Annotated in this window: 14 protein-coding genes and 3 pseudogenes; 5 read left to right on the forward strand and 12 right to left on the reverse strand. The window is 68.7% G+C overall.

Annotated elements, in window-relative coordinates; genetic code table 11:
- Nucleotides 1–35 precede the first annotated feature (35 nt).
- The 3 genes from ACP4J3_RS25485 to ACP4J3_RS25495 all read right to left on the reverse strand — a co-directional run bounded on the left by ACP4J3_RS25485 (nt 36) and on the right by ACP4J3_RS25495 (nt 1,797).
- The gene (locus ACP4J3_RS25485) at nt 36–365 is read right to left on the reverse strand and encodes a TfoX/Sxy family protein (protein WP_426538238.1); all 330 of its coding nucleotides are present in this window, start codon (nt 363–365) and stop codon (nt 36–38) included.
- The gene (locus ACP4J3_RS25490) at nt 365–823 is read right to left on the reverse strand and encodes an SRPBCC family protein (protein WP_426538240.1); all 459 of its coding nucleotides are present in this window, start codon (nt 821–823) and stop codon (nt 365–367) included. The genes ACP4J3_RS25485 and ACP4J3_RS25490 overlap by 1 nt, the downstream gene beginning before the upstream one ends.
- A 290-nt stretch (nt 824–1,113) precedes the next feature.
- On the reverse strand, nt 1,114–1,797 hold the full coding sequence (locus tag ACP4J3_RS25495; protein WP_426538242.1) for a CDP-alcohol phosphatidyltransferase family protein: 684 nt from the start codon (nt 1,795–1,797) through the stop codon (nt 1,114–1,116).
- Nucleotides 1,798–1,914: 117 nt separating this feature from the next.
- On the opposite strand from ACP4J3_RS25495, the gene ACP4J3_RS25500 reads away from it, so the two are divergent.
- Together ACP4J3_RS25500 and ACP4J3_RS25505 are read left to right on the forward strand one after the other, a co-directional pair.
- Complete coding sequence (locus ACP4J3_RS25500; protein ID WP_426538244.1) at nt 1,915–3,489, forward strand: radical SAM protein; 1,575 nt, start codon at nt 1,915–1,917, stop codon at nt 3,487–3,489.
- Nucleotides 3,476–4,276 (forward strand): class I SAM-dependent methyltransferase, encoded by an 801-nt coding sequence (locus ACP4J3_RS25505; protein WP_426538246.1) that lies wholly within the window; start codon nt 3,476–3,478, stop codon nt 4,274–4,276. The genes ACP4J3_RS25500 and ACP4J3_RS25505 overlap by 14 nt, the downstream gene beginning before the upstream one ends.
- Before the next feature lie 277 nt (nt 4,277–4,553).
- On the opposite strand, the gene ACP4J3_RS25510 is transcribed toward ACP4J3_RS25505, so the two are convergent.
- On the reverse strand, nt 4,554–6,404 hold the full coding sequence (locus ACP4J3_RS25510) for a DUF262 domain-containing protein (RefSeq protein WP_426538248.1): 1,851 nt from the start codon (nt 6,402–6,404) through the stop codon (nt 4,554–4,556).
- A 302-nt stretch (nt 6,405–6,706) separates the two neighbouring features.
- A pseudogene (locus tag ACP4J3_RS25515) lies at nt 6,707–7,563 on the reverse strand (nuclear transport factor 2 family protein).
- A gap of 95 nt (nt 7,564–7,658) precedes the next feature.
- Between ACP4J3_RS25515 and ACP4J3_RS25520 the strand changes: the two are divergent.
- On the forward strand, nt 7,659–8,558 hold the full coding sequence (locus tag ACP4J3_RS25520; protein ID WP_426538250.1) for a LysR family transcriptional regulator: 900 nt from the start codon (nt 7,659–7,661) through the stop codon (nt 8,556–8,558).
- Between the two features lie 74 nt (nt 8,559–8,632).
- Here the strand turns inward: ACP4J3_RS25520 and secD are convergent.
- Both secD and ACP4J3_RS25530 read right to left on the reverse strand, forming a co-directional pair.
- Nucleotides 8,633–10,976, reverse strand: a pseudogene (secD, locus tag ACP4J3_RS25525) (protein translocase subunit SecD).
- 62 nt (nt 10,977–11,038) lie between these two features.
- Complete coding sequence (locus tag ACP4J3_RS25530) at nt 11,039–11,443, reverse strand: hypothetical protein (protein ID WP_426538252.1); 405 nt, start codon at nt 11,441–11,443, stop codon at nt 11,039–11,041.
- 1,345 nt (nt 11,444–12,788) lie between these two features.
- On the opposite strand from ACP4J3_RS25530, the gene ACP4J3_RS25535 reads away from it, so the two are divergent.
- Nucleotides 12,789–13,697: a dCTP deaminase domain-containing protein gene (locus ACP4J3_RS25535; protein ID WP_426538254.1), complete on the forward strand. Its 909-nt coding sequence runs from the start codon at nt 12,789–12,791 to the stop codon at nt 13,695–13,697.
- Nucleotides 13,690–14,578 (forward strand): annotated as a pseudogene (locus tag ACP4J3_RS25540) (IS5 family transposase). Before ACP4J3_RS25535 ends, ACP4J3_RS25540 begins: the two are co-directional and overlap by 8 nt.
- Nucleotides 14,579–14,587: 9 nt before the next feature.
- Here the strand turns inward: ACP4J3_RS25540 and ACP4J3_RS25545 are convergent.
- From ACP4J3_RS25545 to ACP4J3_RS25565, 5 genes are all read right to left on the reverse strand, one after another.
- Nucleotides 14,588–14,818, reverse strand: a complete 231-nt coding sequence (locus tag ACP4J3_RS25545; RefSeq protein WP_426538256.1) for an e9imm peptide — start codon at nt 14,816–14,818, stop codon at nt 14,588–14,590.
- A gap of 425 nt (nt 14,819–15,243) precedes the next feature.
- The gene (locus ACP4J3_RS25550) at nt 15,244–15,777 is read right to left on the reverse strand and encodes a hypothetical protein (protein ID WP_426538258.1); all 534 of its coding nucleotides are present in this window, start codon (nt 15,775–15,777) and stop codon (nt 15,244–15,246) included.
- Nucleotides 15,778–15,870: 93 nt separating this feature from the next.
- Nucleotides 15,871–17,856: a hypothetical protein gene (locus ACP4J3_RS25555; protein ID WP_426538260.1), complete on the reverse strand. Its 1,986-nt coding sequence runs from the start codon at nt 17,854–17,856 to the stop codon at nt 15,871–15,873.
- Nucleotides 17,853–19,016 (reverse strand): purine phosphorylase, encoded by a 1,164-nt coding sequence (locus tag ACP4J3_RS25560; RefSeq protein WP_426538262.1) that lies wholly within the window; start codon nt 19,014–19,016, stop codon nt 17,853–17,855. The genes ACP4J3_RS25555 and ACP4J3_RS25560 overlap by 4 nt, the downstream gene beginning before the upstream one ends.
- A complete protein-coding gene (locus ACP4J3_RS25565; protein ID WP_426538264.1) occupies nt 19,017–19,760 on the reverse strand; it encodes an NUDIX hydrolase in 744 nt (247 codons plus the stop codon). It lies immediately after the preceding gene.
- Nucleotides 19,761–20,011 lie beyond the last annotated feature (251 nt).

The raw sequence follows: 20,011 nt of genomic DNA on the forward strand, positions 1-20,011 counted from the left end.
TGACGGACTGACGTCGCGCGTGCACGCCGGCGCCGCTACTTGGGCGCCAGACTCGCCGCGAACGCGTGTCCCTCGTCGACCCACGCGGCCAGGACGTCGTCCTCCGCGACGGCTTCGCCCGCGACCACGACCCAGCCACGCATCGGGCGGCCGGTCATGTCGAAGATCCGCGTCCCCGGCCGGGCCAACGCCGCGTCGGTGGCGTCCGGGCCGACGCGGACCATGAGGTCGTCGCCGGTCACGCCGACGGCCATGTTGCCCTGGTACAGGAAGGCGATCCCGCCGAACATACGCTTCTCGTCGATGCCGGGATCCGCGCCGAGCCGCTCGCGGATCCGCTCGGCCAGTGCCTCGTCGTACGCCATCAGACGCCTCCTTGCTCCTCGGTGAGCCTGCGTTCGAGGTCCCGCAGGTCCTTGGTCAGAGAGGAGCGGACCTGGCGGGCGAACAGGGGCGCGGCCAGGCGGAGGGGGCCGCCGGGTCCACCCCGGACGCGGATGGCGGCGAGGGTACCGCGTGGGTGCGGTTCGAAGGAGTACGTCACATGCATCGGCATGGGAGCGGCCACCGAGACCATGTCCAGCAGCCGCGGTGGCTCGTACGCGGCCACGCGCAGGACGTAGTCGATGCGCCGCCCGAGGAAACGAGCGGTGCGGGTGACCTCGGCGCCCGCCCCGAACCCGCCACCCTCCGCCGGGCGCGTCAGCTCCGCCGTACGGATGCCCTGCGTCCACTCGGCGTCGTGGCGCCAGTCCATGGCGTACAGGGCCACCTGTTCAGGTGGCAGCGGAATCTCGCGCCGCACGGTCACGTCGATGGTCATCGCCCTGCCACCCTGCCGCCCTGTGCTCGTGCCTCGGGTCGCGCTTCCGGCCGGTACCGCGTCCTCCTCCCTCCAGCATGACCGTGATCGTCGACCGACGCGCCCTGTCAGCGGACGCCTCCTTTCCGAGGGGCGACCGCGCGGCATCGCGCGCCTTCGGTGGCGGGCGTGGTCGGCAGGCCTGGAGCTCGCTCTCGGTGCTGCCGGAGCCCGCCCGCGGGGCGCCCAGTCCGCGAGCGCCCCTGGCATTCCCGCCATGGCGCCGCAACCTCTCCCGGGACGCGTCCCCCTCAGCGGCGCAGACTGTGCCGCACCGCGACGACCGCCTGCAGCGCGGCGGCCGGACGCATCAGTGCGGGCCTGGGCCTGTCGGGCATGCTGCCGCGGCGCACACCGACGGCGGTGACCGCGACGACGGGCCCCAGCCATGCGGCGAGCGCCGCGGCCCGTACCGTGCGGCTGGGTTCGTGCCGCAGCACGAGCCAGGTCCAGAAGGCGGCGTCGGCCAGGGAGTCGGCGTAGTCGCCGAACGGGGACACGGTGCCCTGGCGGCGGGCCAGGCGGCCGTCGCCGAGGTCGAGCCCGATGGCCAGCAGGCCCGACCAGCGGCTGTGTCCGAGGGCCGTGGCGGGGAGGTTGCCGCGCAGCAGGGTGATCACATCGGCCGGCGAGAGCCGGTCGCGGTGCTCCAGCAGGCCCAGATGCAGGACCGTGAGAGTCAGGCTGCCGGCCACCCACACCCGGGCCCCCGGTGCTCGGGCGGCCGTGAACAGCAGCCCGTGCAGGGCGCCGGCCTGCGCGAACGCGGTGGGCCGCCGGGCCGCCTGGCGCATCGACCGGCGAGCGGCCAGCCGCAGGAACCGCCCGACGGCACCGGGCCGCCACCGGCCGGCGCGGAGCACGTCCAGCAGGGCGTCGGTCGCCGCACGGCTGTCGGTGAGCTGGTCCACGGGTACGGACACGGGTACGGACACGGCACTCACCGTAGACCTCCCCCTTGGTGGGCGCGCTTACAGTTCCCGGCCGCCGTACGGCCGTAGCGTCGTGCGCGTGGTGCCGTACGACGACGGTGAAGCGGAGGCGAGCAGACGATGACGGTGAACCAGCCGGCGCGACCGAAGCGGGACCGGGAGGAGGTGTTCATCGAGTTCACCAAGTCGATCTGCCCGCTGTGCAAGACGCCCGTCGACGCCCAGGTCAACATCCGCGAGAACAAGGTCTACCTGCGCAAACGCTGTCGCGAGCACGGCGAGTTCGAGGCGCACGTCTATGGGGACGCCGAGGAGTACATGGCCTCGGCCCGCTTCAACAAGCCGGGCACCATTCCGCTGGCCTTCCAGACCGAGGTGCGGGACGGCTGCCCGAGCGACTGCGGGCTGTGCCCGGAGCACAAGCAGCACGCCTGTCTGGGCATCATCGAGGTCAACACGGGCTGCAACCTGGACTGCCCGATCTGCTTCGCCGACTCGGGCCACCAGCCCGACGGCTACGCCCTCACCCACGAGCAGTGCGAGACGATGCTCGATGTCTTCGTGGCCTCGGAGGGCGAGGCCGAGGTGGTGATGTTCTCCGGCGGGGAGCCCACCATCCACCGGCACATCCTCGACTTCATCGACCTGGCCCAGGCCCGCCCGATCAAGAACGTCACCCTCAACACCAACGGCATCCGCCTGGCCAGCGACCGGAACTTCGTCACCGAACTCGGCAGGCGCAACCGCACGCCCGGCCGCTCGGTGAACATCTACCTCCAGTTCGACGGCTTCGACGAGCGCACCCATCGCGAGATCCGAGGCCGGGACCTGCGGGCGGTCAAGCAGCGGGCACTGGACAACTGCGCCGCGGCCGGACTGACGGTCACCCTGGTCGCCGCCGTCGAACGCGGCCTGAACGAGCACGAGCTGGGCGACATCATCGAGTACGGCATCGACCACCCGGCCGTCCGCTCGGTGGCGTTCCAGCCGGTCACCCACTCGGGCCGGCATGTCGAGTTCGACCCGCTGCAGCGGCTCACCAACCCCGACGTGATCCGGCTCATCAACGCCCAGCGCCCGCGGTGGTTCACCAAGGGCGACTTCTTCCCCGTGCCGTGCTGCTTCCCCACCTGCCGCTCCGTCACCTACCTCCTCGTCGACGGCGACCCCGGCAACCGCACCGTCGTCCCCATCCCGCGCCTGCTCCAGGTCGAGGACCACCTCGACTACGTCACCAACCGCGTGCTGCCCGACGCCGGCGTCCGCGAGGCCCTGGAGAAGCTCTGGTCGGCCTCGGCGTTCATGGGCACGCAGACGACCGAGGAGCAGCTGCGGGCCACCGCCGAGGCCCTGGACTGCGCGGACGCCTGCGGCATCGACCTGCCGGAAGCGGTACGGAACCTGAGCGACAAGGCGTTCATGATCGTCGTACAGGACTTCCAGGACCCCTACACCCTCAACGTCAAGCAGTTGATGAAGTGCTGTGTGGAGGAGATCACCCCGGACGGCCGGCTGATCCCGTTCTGCGCGTACAACTCCGCCGGCTACCGCGAGCAGGTCCGTACGGCGATGTCCGGCGTCCCCGTCGCGCAGGTCGCCCCCAACGCCCTGCCCCTCGTCGACCGCCTCACCGACACCCCGTACGGCTCCAAGACGGCGCGGCGCGCACCGAGGGGAGTTCATGATGACCGGTGACGACGCCCTCAAGGCGTGCTGCGCGGCGGCGTACTCCTCCGACGTGGTCGCCCTGCTCCTCGGCGACTCCTACCACCCCGGCGGCACCGCCCTCACCCGCCGTCTGGCCGGCACTCTCGGGCCGGCCGCCGGCGACCGGGTCCTGGACGTCGCCTCCGGCCGCGGCACCACGGCCCTGCTCCTCGCCGATGCCTACGACGTGCGCGTGGACGGCGTGGACTACTCCCCGGCCAACACCGCCCTCGCCCAGGGCGCCGCGTCGGCGGCCGGTCTCACCGAACGGGTCTCCTTCACCACCGGCGACGCCGAGCAACTGCCCTACCCGGCCGGGGCGTTCGACGCCGTGGTCTGCGAGTGCGCGCTGTGCACCTTCCCCGGCAAGGCGACGGCCGCCGCCGAATTCGCCCGGGTCCTCAGGCCCGGCGGCCGACTCGGCATCACCGACGTCACCGCCACCCCCGACCGTCTACCGGCCGAACTGACTGGCCTGACCGCCCGTATCGCATGCATCGCCGACGCCCGCCCGCTCGACGAGTACGCCGCCCTCCTGTCCGCCGCCGGACTGCGCACGACCCGCACCGAGCGCCACGACCGGGCGATGCTGCGCATGATCGACCAGATCGAGGCCCGGCTGAACCTGCTCCGGCTGACCGCCCCGGACAGACTCACCGCGGCCGGCCTCGACCTGGACGCGGCCCCGGCGGCCCTGAACGCGGCCCGCACCGCCGTCTCCGCCGGCGTCCTCGGCTACGGCCTGCTCGTCGCGGAGAAGGCCCGGGCGGCCTAGGTGCGGGGCGTGGCCTCACCGCGTCATCACGTCACCGCGTCACCGCGCGCCGGTCGGCGGTGACGGGGTGACGGTGTACTGGCCCGTCATCCCGTGGTCCTAAGCGTACGGCGATCTCGGCGGGCACCAGGAGCGAGTCCTTGCGGCCTGCGAGGCGGGGCGGGGCGGCGAGGTAGGGGCCGATCCGTGAGCCGAAGGTCCCTGCCCGACGGTCGAACCGCCCGGGGTACCCATGGGCGGATCGGGGTCCACCGGAAGCAGATCAGCCCCGCGATCGTCACCCGTCGTCGTGCTCGGAAGACGGCAGGCCGGTGCGCAGATCGTCGGCATGCGGCCAGATGCCCAAGGACAGTGAGGCGAGGTACGTGCCCCGCGTGCGGATTCGATGCTCGTCCCAGGTGGTGGCCCAGTCGCTGATGTCGGTGTTCGGTGGAGCACTGAGGAGGGTGCCGTGGGTGAGGCGTAGCAGGCTGTGCTGGCCGAGCCACTGTCGTTTGTCCTCCCAGGCCATGTTGCCCAGGGTGGGATTCAGACGGGCGGTGACCAGGGTCAGGTTGCCGAGTGTGTGGACGAGTTCGTCGCGGTCGGCTCCTTCGGACAGATCGTCCTCAAGGGGCGGCCAGTTGTCGCGCCAGCTCTGCGGCATGACGTGCTCGATGGTCAACTTCGCGCCGACCTGCTCGCCGACCGGGACGGTGAGCTGTTCGGTGTGGTCGGTGCGCAGTTCGTCCTCCAGCGCTTCCAGGAGGATGCGTACGCTGCGGCGGACCAGGCGGGAGTAGATGGGGTCCTGCTCCAACGAGGCACGGAACTCGGAGTCGCTCGGCCAATGACGGTGGTGGCCTTGCATCGCCGAGAGGGCATTGATGACGGCTTCGTCCGCGCGGTCGGGTTGCCGGGCTACGGCCGCGACCAGTTCACGGAAGACGTTGTTGTAGTCGCGGGTGCTGAGATTGAGCACCGCCCGGCGAACGAGATAGCTGTCGATGGCGCGGATCGCCCGCCGCCGGCGCTCCAGTGGCAGCACGGACTCGTCCAGGCCGTAGAGGAAGAGGAGCAGGGGCATCGGAGTGGAGGTCTGAAGGACCTTCATCCGATACAGGAACCGTCCCTCGGCGCCGTGCAGCGGATGGTCGTCGATGAGGTCATAGATCTCGGCGTATCGCGTCAGCTCGGCAAAGACGTCTTCCGTGGGGACGGCGGACGAGAGCAGCCAGCGCTCGAACTCCTTGAACAGCGCGGATGCGGTGAACTCGAGCTGCGTACGCATCGTGAGCCAGTACGTCAGGAACACGTCGAGGCGGCTTCGCGTAATGCGGCCGGTCGTCTGCTCCATGCGCCATTCGTCCTGGTCGAAGGGTGCCCAGTACGTCTTGTAGAGCCGGTCGACGTCCGCGCCGGCGCGTTCGGCGTTGCGGAACAGCAGGTTCTTGATCAGGTCCGCGTGCTCCAGCGGCGTACCGCGACTGTTCAGCGTTTCGAAGACGACCTGCGCGTCGTCGTGCTCTTCCAAGTCGATGATGACCAAGCGCAGTTGTTCCCGCAGCGCCTGCACCAGCATCCCCAGCCGCTCGTGCGGCTCAGCGGCTTCGGCCAGCCATGTGTCGATCTGCTGCTGAAAGTAGACGACGGCTTCGGCGAGTCGCCCTGTCCCTCCCTGGCCGAGCATGACCGTGCGGAACTCGTCACGGTCCGCGTTGGTCGGCCAGACCTTGTAGAGGTGGTCGGGGTGCTGAGCACGGTCGAACAGGTCCTCGTCGTTCTCCAGGAACTTGCTCAGCAGTCGTACGGAGCGCTCGTGGTTGAGAGCCGCCGCCGACAGACGAGCCGCGAACAGGAACAACTGCAGTGTCGTCAGACGCTGTTGGCCGTCGATGACCTGCCGCGTCTCCAGGCTTGACGAAAGGTACGGCGTCTCATCGAAGACAACCGCGCCGAGAAAGTGCGGCGCCACGGTCTCCCCGGTCAGCGCCGCCCGCTCGGCCCGCTCGACAGTGCGGCGGATGTCCTCCCACAGAGCCGACCAGTTGTCGTCCCGGTTCCAGACATACGGCCTCTGGAACAGCGGCACCGTGTAACGCACGTCCCTGCCGAAGATCCGCCGCAGGTCGACCGTGTCCGCTCTCATGGATTGGGGTCCCCTCCCTCGCGTCCAGACTCTTACCGTAGCGATCTTCGCTATAGCCGATCCGCTTGATCGGTGAACTTCGGCAGGAAGTCAGGGCCGGGGTGCGGCAGCCACCGCTGTCCGGGCGAGGTCGTTGAGGCCGTGAGTGGCGAGATCCGCGGGCACGCCGGCCAAGTCATTCACGCGCCGGTAAGGGTGTCCGTCGTGCAGCAGCCCGGCGTGAATGCAGACCCGTTCCGGTGGTAGCGCCTGTTCGTCCACTTCCGGGTGCCCCCGGGAGGCGTCCCGGGCCGGCGCGGGGATCAGGTGTGTCGGTGATACGCCTTGTTGGCGATGCGCCAGACGTCGTCGGTGCGGATCAGCAGGAAAATGTCGGTGAATGTGTCCGGGCCGTGCGAGAGCGTCATGGTCGCGGTCGCGACGGTGCCGTGGACGTCGACGGCGTCGATGCGGCGGGAGCGGGTCGGTTCGTCCGGGGCCGGCCGGCCGTGGAAGAGAGCGCAGTAATCGTCCAGGCGCCACGAGACGAATACGCCGTCCCGGATTCCCTCGATGTGGGCGGTGGGTAGGAACGCGCCGCGGAAGTGGGTGGGGTCGCCGGTGGCGTGTCCGCGGATGTAGGCGCGAAGGGGTTCGAGCACGGCGTCTTCCACGGCGGGGACCGTGGCGGCAACGGCGATGTCGGCATCAGGGTCGGCAGGGCTGTCGGTCAGGTGGGCTGCGCTGCGCAGGGGGGTGTTGGACGCGGCGGCCGGCAGAGCCATGTCCTTCATCAGCACGCCGATGGTGAATTCGGCTGTACCAGCGGCCGATTGGCCGGTGAGGAAGGGGCGTTTGCGGGCCAGAGCCCGCCGAGCCGGCCGAGTTCGAGGACGTCCGGCACCTGGGCGCGGGGCAGGGCCAGCGCGTCGGCCTGCCGCAGTGAGTCGCGGACGTCATCGAGGACCTGTTGGCAGGCCGGGCCGTCGAACAGCGACAGGAGCACGAGGTCGGCCTGCGCCACGGCGTCGTTCGGATCGCCGGTCGTCCTGACCGCGCCTGAGGTGCGTCCGGAGCGGGTCCAGCCGACGACGTCCCAGCCCCGGTCGGCCAGTCGTGCGGCGATCGCGTTGCCCATGCGACCCAGGCCGAGGACGGCAATGGTGTGCGGTGTGGTCATGCCTGCCAGAGTCGTGCGTCGCAACGGCTGCGACAAGCGAAAGTTTCGCACGGTAGCTCTGCGCATCTCGCATATCTCGTAGGCATACTGACGCCGTGGAACTGACCGTGTGGCGGACCTTCGTGACCGTGTGCCGACTCGGGTCGCTGTCGGCGGCGGCCGCCGAGCTCCATCACACACAGTCGGCCGTCTCCCGGCAGATCGCCGGGCTGGAGCAGCAGCTCGGTGTGGCTCTGGTGGAGCGCCATGCGCGCGGAGTTCGCCCCACACCGGCCGGCGAGGTGTTCCATCGCCACGCCCTGGCCGTGCTCAACGAGGCCGACCGTGCCGTTCGCGCCGCACGAGACATGCGTGACGGGGTGTTCGACCGGCCGCTGGCCGTCGGTGCGACACCCTCCCTTGCCGCGGGCATCGTCCCCGAGGCCATCCGGGGCCTGCTGGAGGCCGGGGCCGTCCGGTGGAGCCTGCTCCCCGGACTGAGCACACCACTGCACCACCGCGTGATCGCCGGCGATCTCGACGTCGCCGTCGTCACCGATGCGCCACCAGGGCTGCCCCAGGACCCGCGGGTCGAACGCCGGTTCCTCGGGCTGGACGACATGGTCGTCGTCCTGCCCGTCGGCCACCCGCAGGCCGGCCGGGGCCCGGTGCACATGCGGGCGCTGGCCGACCAGATCTGGGTCGAGGACAACGACGGCTCGGCGGCCCTGCTGCGCCAGCACGCCGCCCGCGCCGGAGTCAGCGCCCGCATCGACCTGACCGCGGCCGATCTGCTCGGCAAGCTGGCCCTGGTCGCGACCGGTCACGCCATCGCGCTGATACCCGGGGTGCTGACCTGCGCGCTGCGGGCCGACGTCACCACGGTGGCCCTGGTCGACCCCCCGACCCGCGGCATCTACACGCTCACACCACGCCGTGACCCCCACCCCTGCGCCGCGCCCCTGCTCGACCAGCTCGCGACAGCCTTCGCCTCGGTTGCACGCGGGGATCGGTGACGAGCCCCGTGCTCACATGACCCTCGCAGCCCGGCGTACGGTGACTGGGCTGACCCGCGAGCCGCCGCGCGACCTCACACCACAGCTCCTGAATCCCGCGCCCGCCCGCGGCGCTCCAGCGGACTGCGCGCCCCGCTGTCCTCGCCGCGCCCGGGGCGCACCGGTGGCGCCGGGCGGCTGCCCTCGAGCTGCACGGCGATCGGCACGGCAGTGAACACCGTCGACGCCATACCGATCACCACACCGGCGATCAGCGCTAGGGAGAAGTCCGCGAGCGAGTCACCGCCGAGCACGGCCAGGGCTGCCAGGATGAACAGCGCGCCCATACCGGTGTTCACCGTGCGCGGCAGCGTCTGGATGACTGCCTCGTTCGCACTGGTTTCCAGGTCCGCCGCCGGATCGCGGCGGCGCCCCTCGCGCACCCGGTCGAAGACGACGACGGTGTCATTGACGGAGTACCCGATGACCGTGAGCAGGGCCGCCAGGAAGACGCTGTCGACGGGCTTGCCGAGCCAGGCGAACAGGCCCACCACGAGCAGCACGTCGTGCACCATGGCCGCCACCGCCGCGGCGGCGAACGTCCACCGGAACCGCACACTGAGGTAGATCAGCTGAGCCGCGACGGCGATGCCGAGCGCGATGAGCGCGTGCCGGCGCAGTTCGTCGCCGAGGCTCGGGCCGATCAGCTCGTCCCGCTCGACGGTGACCTCGTCGCCCTCCTTCGCCAGCGCCGCTTTGATCGTGTGCTGCTGGTCGTTGCTCAGCTCACCGGTGCGTACCGAGATGTCCCCGTCCCCCGACTCCTGCACCACCGCGTGCGGAAACCCGGCGTCCGCGACCGCCGTGCGCGCCGCGTCCACGTCCACGGGCCTGCTGGTGCTGTACTCCACCAGGCGCCCACCGGTGAACTCGATCCCAAACTCCAGGCCACGCAGGCCGATTCCGGCGACGGCGACCACGATCAGCAGCGCGCTGAGGCCGAGCCGGCGGCGCCGGTGGTGCACCAGGCGGGGCTTGCGACGCGCGAGCCAGGCACGCACCCGGCCGGTGGAGGTGATCCCGGTCAGGCCGGGCCGGTCGCGCACGAAGCGGCGCCGGATCGCGAAGTCGGCGAGGACCCGGGTGATCACCAGGGCCGAGATCATCGAGACGAGGACACCGATGGAGAGCGTGACGCCGAAGCCCTTGACGGGTCCGGTGGCGAAGAAGAAGAGCAGCCCGGCCGCGAGCAGCGTGGTCACATTCGAGTCGACGACCGCGCTCCAGGTCTTGGAGAAGCCGGTGCGCAGCGGCTTGTCCAGGCGCCCGGATGCCGACTTCAGGGCGCGGACTTGCAGATACTCCTCGCGGGCACGCTCGAAGACCAGCACGTTCGCGTCCACCGCCATGCCGATCGCCAGGACGAAACCGGCGAGTCCGGGCAGCGTCAGGGTCGCGCCCACAGCGACCAGTGCGGCGTAGGAGATCAGCCCGTACAGCGCGAGGGCGACGGTGGCCAGGGCGCCGAGCAGCCGGTAGACGACGAGGATGAACAACCCCGTCAGGGCGAGCCCGATGATCGCGGCCTGGGTGCTGGCGGCGATGGCGTCGGCACCGAGCGTGGGGCCGACGGTGCGCTGCTCCACGACCTCCACGGGCACCGGCAGCGCACCGCCCTTGACGAGCGCGGCCAGCTCGCGGGCCTCTTCCCGGCCGAAGCCGCCGGTGATCTGCGTGGCGCCGCCGGAGATACCGACCTTGCACGCCACATCCGCGTTGACGCCGGGCGCCGAGAGGATCTTGCCGTCCAGGACGATGGCGACGCGCCGCTCGGGGGCGCCCTGCGGGGCACAGGCCGCCGCCCCCGTGACGCGTGCCCAGTCTTTCCCCGCCTGCCCGCGGAAGGTGAGGTCGACCATCCAGCCCGACATCGTCTGCTGGTCGAGCACCGCCTCGGCGTCCTTGACGCCCTCGCCGGTGAGGGCGGCGGGCCCGAGCTTGAGGAACGCCCCCTTCCGGTCGGGGTCGGCCAGGGTACGCGAGCCGCCCTCGGCCGGTTCCCCCTCGCTCTCACCCTGCTTGTCCGTCACGCCCTGCACCGGGTGGACGGTCAACTGCGCGGTGCGGCCGATGACTTCGGCGGCCTCGCGCGGGTCCTGCAGTCCGGGCAGCTCGACGAAGATCCGCTGCTGTCCGGACCGGTACAGGCTCGGCTCGGACACGCCGAGCGCGTCGACCCGCTGGCGGAGCACCTCCAGGGCCCGCTGGGTCGATTCGGCATCGGCCTTGACGCCGGGTGCGTCCTTGGTCTCCAGGACGATCTGAGTGCCGCCGCGTAGAATCGAGGCCGAGGCGGGCGGACTGGGTGAGAGCGAAGAAGAGCGAGGCGGCGATCACACCTAGGGCGACGATCGCCCGCCACATGGGCGCGCGAGACATGGGTTCTCCACGATGGGCAGGCAGACGGAGTCGACGTCTGCGCCGGGCGCGGAGGCGAACGGTCAGGCGTCGATACGGACTTCGGTGCTCCCTCGGGAGGGCGGACCGCGCGGGCGATACGCCTGCCCGCCCCAGCTCGCTCCCGCTCCCGCGGCCGCCACGGCCACGGCGGGTCCGCCGACAGCGCGGTGCGAGGCCGCCTCCCCGGCGCCGGGCACCAGGAATCCGTGGAACGGGTACGGCACGGCGTCGGCGTGACCGAGCACGGGATGCGCCGCGGTGACGGTTCGCTGCGTGTCGGCCGTCACGGACGCCTGCGCGGTCGCCGTCGCGGCGGTGCCCGCCGAGGAAGGGCGGGACGCCGGCGCCGACTTGGCCGACACCGGCAGGAGGAAGGTCAGGACCGCGAGTAGCGCGGAGAGTACGACGGCGGCCGGGCGCGTGGAGTGTGCGCGGTGCTGCTGCACGCCTCTTGCCCCCCGGTCAAGTCGTCGTACTGAACCAGCAGTTGAGCACTCTGAGCCGCCAGCTCGGCTCACCCAGCCATCAGTGACACGAACGCCGTCGGGCGTCCGGAGGTTCCCGACTCACCGTAGGAATGTCTGCCGTGGGCGGGGTGGGCTGGTGCGGCGGCTCCGGGAGACCTGGGTAGCGGCGCGAAGGAGAGCGGCTGGTGCCCCGGCGCTCCGAAGGCGCCGCCCGAGACCATCGCGCATCCCGCTTCGAGGAGGGCGTCCGCTGCCGCGAGGTCGTCGCCGCCGCGAGGCGAGGGAGTAGGTGGAAAGCGCCGTCGGGGGTATGTCTCACGCCGTTCCGCCAGAAGAGTAGGCGCGGACGTGCCGCACCAATGGGTGTGGCCTTCATGGCTTCAGATCGAGAAACCGGCTGTTACGACGCTGCCCTCACCAGCGAATGGCTCCTCCCCTCCCGCGAAAGGTGCCGCTGGTTGACCTCGAGCGGCTGCACCAGGACCTGGTGTGGCTCGAGACCGAGCTGTGGAACGCCCTCGACACCCGGCTTCGCGCGGAGTACGGCCTCCCCGTCACCTGGTTCCCCGTCACCTGGTTCCTGGTCATGCGGTTCCTCACCCACCACCCTGGACGCCGGATCCAGGGCATCGCGTGGGTCGAACTGACCCCCGACGGACAGGACTTGATGAGCAGGGCCGTCGAGGTCTTCGAAACGGAGCTGCGAAGACAGATCGGCTCGGCGGCGCCCGAATCGTCCCCTGGTGCAGTTCGCCGCGACGCTGAGCACGCTGCGGGCCACCCTTTCCCCGAACGAGCGGCAGACGTCCACCGAGCTGGATGCTTGATCCGTCGGGAGCTCGGGGAGCCGGATTCCGAAGCCGGCTCCCAAATGGCCCTCAGAATGGCCCCCCGAACCACTCCGGGGCCCGACCCGCTAAGCGGATCAGGTCCCTGACCTGGTCTACCTGCCGCGAAGGGGATATGTGCAGGTCAGAGGATTGATGGCGGTTGGTCTTGGTTGGTGTCGCGGGCGCGCCGACAACATGCTCGTGCGCACCGAGTTCGTTTGCTCAGTGGCAGACTCATGTGCCGAGGGCCGATGAGTCCGAGCAGTATCGGGCCCAGAGCGGTCTTCAAGCGGCGTCGGAGTGCGAGCCTGAAGCCTAGACATCCTGTTGGCCATGGGAAAAGGATCAACTTCCCGAACAGCCAAGCTAGTTGCACGTCGCCAAGCCCGGCGAGCAAAGTGTGATCGGTGGATGAACTGGGCACATACGATCGCGACTTCAACTGATTCGGGGTGAGTGAGCCGGAGCAGTAGCCGGTCACGGAACGGGGGACGATGGGCGTGAACAGGCGAACGCGATCGGACAGCGGGCCACAGCAAGGTGTACTGCCCGCCGGAATCCTCACAGACGAGGACATCATCTCGTACGCGAATCAGTACGACCTCATCGTCCCTTTTGACCCTGAGAACGCGAAGTACGCATCTTACGAGCTGCACGCCTCGGCGAATGCCCAGATCCTCATCTATCACGGTGAAGTCACAGCCCATGCCCCGCTGCCCCCGGTCAATGGTGAGCTGATCATCGAACCTGGCGCCACCGTCAGGATCGACACAGCCGAGTCGATCAGACTCCCCGACAACGTCATGGCGAACATCATCGGCCTCGGCCAGCTGTACGCCTGCGGAGTGACTGTGGCCAACACCTATGTAGACCCTGGTTCTCGGGGACCGATCTATCTGGCCGTGACAAACCTGGGGCGACGGACCGTCAGGATCCCGGTTGGTGAACCCATCGGTCGGGCCCAGTTCCATCTCCTCGGTCGCGCCGTGCGTACGGCGCACCCAGGCCCCGTGTATCGCCGCTCCATACAACTGCGCGTGAACGGCGAGGACGCAACCCCGAGCCCGGCCAGCACCGAGCCACATGACGATGGAGCTCCCGCGGTGCCGCTGATCGACGCGGCGGCTGCGACTCAGTTGGCTAAGCGCCAGGAGGCCCTCGACCACCGACTGACACTGCTCAAACTGGCCCTCTACGCCATGGCCGGGGCCTGGCTCGGCCTCCTCTGGGCCATCGCGCCGACGAGCGGGAACACAATGCTTCGCATCATCAACGGGGATGGCGTGCCGGACATCGCCAAGCTGGCCATCGGCCTGACGGTCCCGGGTCTCATCACCCTGTGCTTCAGAGATGTACGGCACTCCTTGGCCCACCTGATGAGTCGACGCCGAAGCAGTGCCTGATCCTGGTGCTGATCCCGCTGGCTCGCGACTCAACCGCGCCGTCAGCGCCAAGGTGCCGAACAACGAGAACACCGGCGCCAGCCGGTGGCGGGGTCACCGGCAGGTGATCGACGGGATTCTGCACCGGGTGCGGACCGGGTGCAGTGGCGGGATCTTCCCGAGCGGTTTGGTCCCTGGAAGACCATCTATGAACGCCACCGGCTGTGGTCGGCCGACGGCGCGTGGGAGCGTCTGCCGCAGCAGGTCCAGGCCGCCGCCGACATCGCGGGCGAGATCGACTGGGACATCTCGGTGGACTCCACCATCGTGAGAGCCCATCAGCACGCGGCTGGCGCCCGGACCGACCCGCCGCCGGCGCCAAAGGGGGCCGAAGCGGCAGAACATCAGGGCGAAACACCGTGGCAAAGCCTGCTCGCCAGGCTGGTGGAGGTGGTGCAGGAGGTGAGGGCCTGGGCCGCTCGCGGGGCGGGTTCACCAGCAAACTCCACCTGAGCGCCGACGGCCGCTGCCGCCCGCTGTCCTTGGCCGTCACGCCAGGGCAGCGGGCGGACCGCACCCAGTTCCAAACGGTCTCGGCGAAGATCCGCGTTCCGCGGGGCGGTCCGGGACGGCCCCGCACCAAGCCCGACAGCCTCGCAGCCGACAAGGGATACAGCAACGGCCCGTGCCGCGAGTACCTGCGGCGCCGAGGCATCCGGCGCTCACGCGGCGGACGACCACCCGGCTTCGACGAAGAGCAGTACAAGAAGCGCAACACCGTCGAACGAGCGATCAACAGGCTGAAGCAGTCCCGGGCCGTGGCCACCCGCTATGACAAGCGCGGCTACGTCTTCCTCGGCACCGCAACCACCGCAGCTCTGCTCATCTGGCTCCGGAGCTGAATCCCGTCCTCACAAAGCGATCGGCCGGTACGCCAGGGCCTGATCGACCACCTCATCAGCCGAAAGCTCCCGCTCCGGCGGCCAGAAGATCAAGTCGCTGACATGACCGAACGGGCATGCCAGGGCTCTGTCGAGCCTGTCCAGCCAGCCGTCCACCTCGTCATCCGAGGCGTAGTCCGCTTCCATGATCCGCTGCACGAGCGCGACCGCCTCCGCGCGAGTCATCTCCACAGCACTCATCACGCCCCTCCGCCGAGTCACCCTAACGGAACGCGTGATTGCCCGGACAGGTCCTAGTGGGAGGCGCTGCCCCACACTGTCTGTCACAACGACGCGTGGTCCGACAACCTCTTCGGCGACCCGGAGAGCCCCGACACCTCAGCAGAAGTCATCGCGATCGACTGGTCCATGGCCGGGTACGCCCCCCCACGGCAGCGACATGGGCAACCTCGCTCTGGACCTGCGCCGCCCGGCGGCCGACTTTCTCGCCCTGGACGCCGCCGCGTTCGATGGATACGTGACCGGGCTGCGCGAGTCTGGCAGCCTGGACCGACGAGGCCCGCGCTCTCGCCGACGCCTACTTCCAGTAGGAGATTCCTGAAGATCTTGTGTCGGGGGCTGTCCAGTCGCGGGGCACCATCGTGAAGCGGGGTGGCAGAGCAGCCCTACCGCTCCGCATAGCGCAGGAACTGCCAGCCCAGTACGGCCAGGGCAAGAGTCTGTGCGAGGGAGACGATCACGAGCAAAGGCTGGACGGCGGGAGAGCACCAGAATCCGGTCACGCAGATCATCGGCAAGGCCAAGTACGTGAACAGATCCACAGCGGTCTGTAGTCGCTTGCGCGTGGTGCGGCTCGCATCGTCGCGGTGGTAGATCTCCCAGCCGAACACTGCGCCGTGGGCGCCGCTGAGCTCGGCCAGTCGCGGTCCCATCTGGTCGCGGATGTAGCAGCCGATCGCCGAGATCTTCTCGTCGTTGACCAGGTAGGTCCAGCCCAGGACCAGGCAGATCATGGGGACGGCGAGCAGCAGTTGAGCCTGCCTGCTCTGGACGGTGATCGCCAGGACCGCGGTGGACGCGGCGAGCGTGAAGTAGAGAAGGTTGTCGCGGAATCCTATCCGGGTTTTCTGCTCCTCCTTGATGCGGTCGTACTCGGCCAGCAGCAGTCTGCTCTCGGTGACGTCTTCGGTGGCGGCCACGGCCCTTCCTCAGCTCGGGTCCAGGCTGGGCTGATGGGTGGGCGGGCAGGGCTCCGGCGCTCCGGCCCCTGCCCGCCCTGAAGGCCCGGAAGATCAGTCGGCAGCACGGAAGGACGGCAGGTTGTTGGGGTTGTTTCGTTCGATCCAACCCTTTCCGTCCGCCGCGATTCCTTCCAGGAGACGGAAGGTGTGGATGAAACCAGCCGCACTGAGGTTGATTTCGGAGATTTCCGCGGCGTTTTCGTCGGGCGCCAGTTGATGGGTGTCGGCGTCTTTGACGCGGATATTCCTGGCCGGCCCGTTGGTGAGGACGAGCTCCAGGTCGTAGCCGACCTGGGCGCGTTCTGTGACCTGTACGGAGGACAACGCGTCGAACCGGTAGTTGCTTCGCTGCTCGTCCCCACGTTTTGCGTCGGTGAAATCGAATTCCGTGCTGACTTCACGAACGCCATCCTGTGTGACCAGGAAAAGGCGGAAGCTGTAGCGCGAGTATCGCCAAGGACCGCCCTTCACCCGCCCTCGCTTGTAGGGGCGTGCGGGTGTCATCAGGATGGTGTGGGTGATCAGGTCGCGCCAGGTGAGTTGATAGTTGCGGAGTGCTTCGTCAACGAACAGTGTCTTGTCGCAGGTGAGCCAGGTCTCCATTTCCCGCTCACTGGGTCGCGTGGTGTCCAGGAACGACTTCCAGTTCTGGTATGCGACTTGCCGCGCGGTCAACTGCTCTTGATATTCCTGGGTTTCCTCGGCCATTCGGCGCTCTTCGCCTCGGGCCTCCAGCCACGAGGACGCAGCCGCGCGTCCGGACCAGACCGCACCGCCTACGGCCAGGATGGCCAGCAGCATCTGCGACGCGCCGCCACCTGAGGCCACTGTTCCAAGCAGGGTCAGAGTCGTGATGCCGAGAACGATGAGGGCAACCACGCACAGCGCCTGCGCCACCGCCGGCGTCTGATTCTGGTGGCGTTGATCGAACAGAGTACCTTTGTTGTGGCGCTCTCGAGCATCCTCAGCGAGATGGCGGATCAGCCAGTTGACCCGGTCCACGCTGATTCGGCTCTCGCGGTAGAGAAGTGCGATCTCGGCGACGAGACTGTTGCGGATTTGGACGGTATAACCGAGCCATTCGTGCGGGGCGAATCCGTGGGGCACGCGGGTACTGAAGTAGTGGTCGAAGGAATGACGGACGCGGTTGGTGAACCCGTCCCCAGTAGAGGCGGGGGCGCCGGTGTGCGGTATGTGGAACTCACGCTTCTTGGCCTTCATCTGATGTTCCTGGTACCACCACCGGCGGCCGAAGTGAGCCGCGGCCAGGCCCGCACCGAGCCCCACCAGTAACTCGATGACTGCCGCAGCCGGATCCGCGACCAGCGCCAGGATCCAGAGGAATGCGGTGACGACGACGAACAGGCCGGCTCGGACGGGGAGGGCTGCCTGGGCGGCAGCAGCGGTGCTCGGACGGGGCGGCAGGGCCCGCGGCCCGATGGGGTCGGGTTCGAAATAGGCCCAGACGCGTTGGATCCGGTCGTTGCCGAAGCGATCTGTCTCGGCCCGCTCGCGGTACTCGGCCCACAGGCTTTCCTTCAGCCCTCCAGTGAGTACGAGGTCGAGGTGGTGGAGGATCGCGTCACGCTGGCGAGGTGACAGCGCTCGCAAACGCTCCAGCGCGCGTCCCTTTTCGCCGTCCGCGGTGCTGAGCATCGCCAGTAGTTCGAAAGCGACGCGCAGAGAGTCTTTCCACTCTCCCTCGGCGTAGGTCCCCATGAGCCCGGAGGCATGGTGCAGCCGCTGGAGTTCCTCGGCGCTGAGGTCGTGGTAGGCGCGTGCACTGAGCATGGCGAGCACCCAGTGGAAGCGGACCTCCGCGTTGTCGTGTCCATGGGCGATCGCGTCACTGATCAGGTCGCGAGCACGGCTGGGGACGCCTTCCTCCAGGAACCGCACACCGACCCTGTACTTTTCCTGAGGCGACGCATCCGGATGGACGAAGTTAACGGTGGAATTGTGTACGGTCTCGGCCTGGATTCCGACGGTGGAGTCGTATGCGGCCGAATTGTGCGTGACGCTGCTGCCGTCGTTCATGACAGGTCACCCGCCGCAACAACCAGCGGTGCCAGCCTGGCCACCAGCTCGGGAAACTCTGCGATCAGACCGCGTAACCTCTTTAATGCCATCGTCGCCCTCTTGGACGCTTCGGGAGTGTTATCCCTTGCCGCCCGGCGGGCAAAGCCCAGCTCGGCCAGTGCCTCTCGGTAGGTGTCGTCGTCGAGGGCACCTTCGGCGTGGTGACGCTTCAGGTGCTCACGGAAACCGTCCAGCTCCGCGACCAGGTCCGCCGGACCGGTCACTTTCGGGCCCGCGTTCAGGTAGACGCGGCTCTCCTTGACTGAGCCGGCCATGATGCCAACGGTGCTGTTATAGGCGGTGTTGCTGACGTGCTCTTCGAGTCTGCCGGCCGTATGGGCCCGGTCTGTCTGGGACATTGCGATCTGCTCCTGTTCTCCCACCAGTTCCACGGCCAGCCGTGTGGCGAATGCCGCCGCGTTCGCCGCGGCCCGTGGTTGCCAGTTACGGTCCTTCGCGCTGCTCTTCGTGCCGTCCGCCCGGTCGCTGATTCCCCGGATGACAGCCACCGGTGCCCCGTTGAGATGACCGGCCTGCGCCACACCGGCGGCCTCCATCTCGATCGCGAGCGCGTCGTTGTAGTGCTGCCGGATCCACCGCGCCTCGTTCGAGATCGTTGAGTTCTGTACGACCTCGCCGGCGGCGATCGCACCGAAGCGCACCTGCGGCGTGCGCCCATGACCGGGTGTGTCGTCGGCCCAGTCGTTCACGCGCGCCAGATGCGAGCCGAGCTGGCTGATACCGTGCGCCATCTCCCATACCCGGGGACGGGCCTTGAGCCCGTCGTCCTCGCTGGTCCCGCCGTGATAGGCGTACACGTGTGTCGCCATCACCACGTCGCCCAGCCTGGCGGTGTCCCACAGGGCGCCGGCGACGCCGACGAACAACACGGCCACCGGCGAAAACTCCTGTATCGCGCGCTCTGCGATCACCGCAGCGGAGTGATTCCCTTTGTTCGTCAGACCGAGCGCTACACGACATGCAGTGCCCTGCACGGTTCCCACCTCGAACCGTGTCCCACGCTCATGACGGTGTACCTGTGGACCGGCCAGTTTCCGGCGCACCGCCTCGTACTCGAGATTGAGGGCGGTGAGAATCACCACCAGGTCTTTCGACATCTATTCCCCTTCCTCTCTCGTGTCCTCTTCCCTCGTGGATGGCACAGGTCGGATCAGCGGTGGGAACAACACCGTCTTCGGCCCGGCCCGATACAGCTGCGCGGGCCGTCCTCCCGTGGTCCTGCGTCCCGAGCCGGCGGGGATGATGAATCCCTTTACGGCCTGGACCTTCCGGTAGAAATTACGGGTGTCGAGTTCGGTGCCCCAAACCGCCTCGTACACCTGCTGCAATTCAGCTATGGTGAAGAGTTCTCCGCAGAATGCCGTGGCCAGCGCCGAGAATTCGAGCTTGGTACGCGCGCGCTCGATTCCGTCCGTCACGATCCGGCGGTGATCGAAGGCCAGTTCCAACTCACCGGACAGGACGGATTTCGCGGGAACCCACGCAGCATCCATGGCATCCGTTCCCGCGACCGGTTCGGGGAGTCCCGGCGCGATCGCCAAGTGGGCCACGGAAACGACTCGTCCCCGTGGATCACGGCCTGCGTCCCCGTAGGTGGCCAACTGTTCAAGATGCACCCACCCGGCAGTCAGAGCGGTTTCCTCACTCAGCTCACGGTGGGCGGCGTCCAGAATCTCTTCACCAGCGTGATTGAGGAATCCGCCGGGCAGAGCCAGCATGCCCTGAAAAGGATCTTCGCCCCGCTCCACGAGCAGGACACACAGTCGCCCCTCACGCAGCGTCAGGATCACGAGATCAACCGTCAGTAGCACGGGAGGGGGTGACCACTCATCAACTTGCATGCCAGCTACGGTACTTCGGTTCCTGTCAATTTGACAAGAAGGGTGCTGTGGAGGCCACCAGTGCTGTATGGCGGAGGCGCTCCGAGCGGTCAACTCGCCGTCCGCTCCGCAGCCGGGCCCGGGCCGATCGTGGCCTGCTGGTTCGGTGCTGCCTACAAGCGGCTCGGGAACGGGCTGCGTCGCGGACTTCGCGCTGTGAGACCGGGCGTAGTCGGTGTACGGGATGGGTTGGTCGAGGCCGCGCAGTTTGT

Source organism: Streptomyces sp. UG1 (assembly GCF_049974585.1).
Lineage (GTDB): Bacteria > Actinomycetota > Actinomycetes > Streptomycetales > Streptomycetaceae > Streptomyces.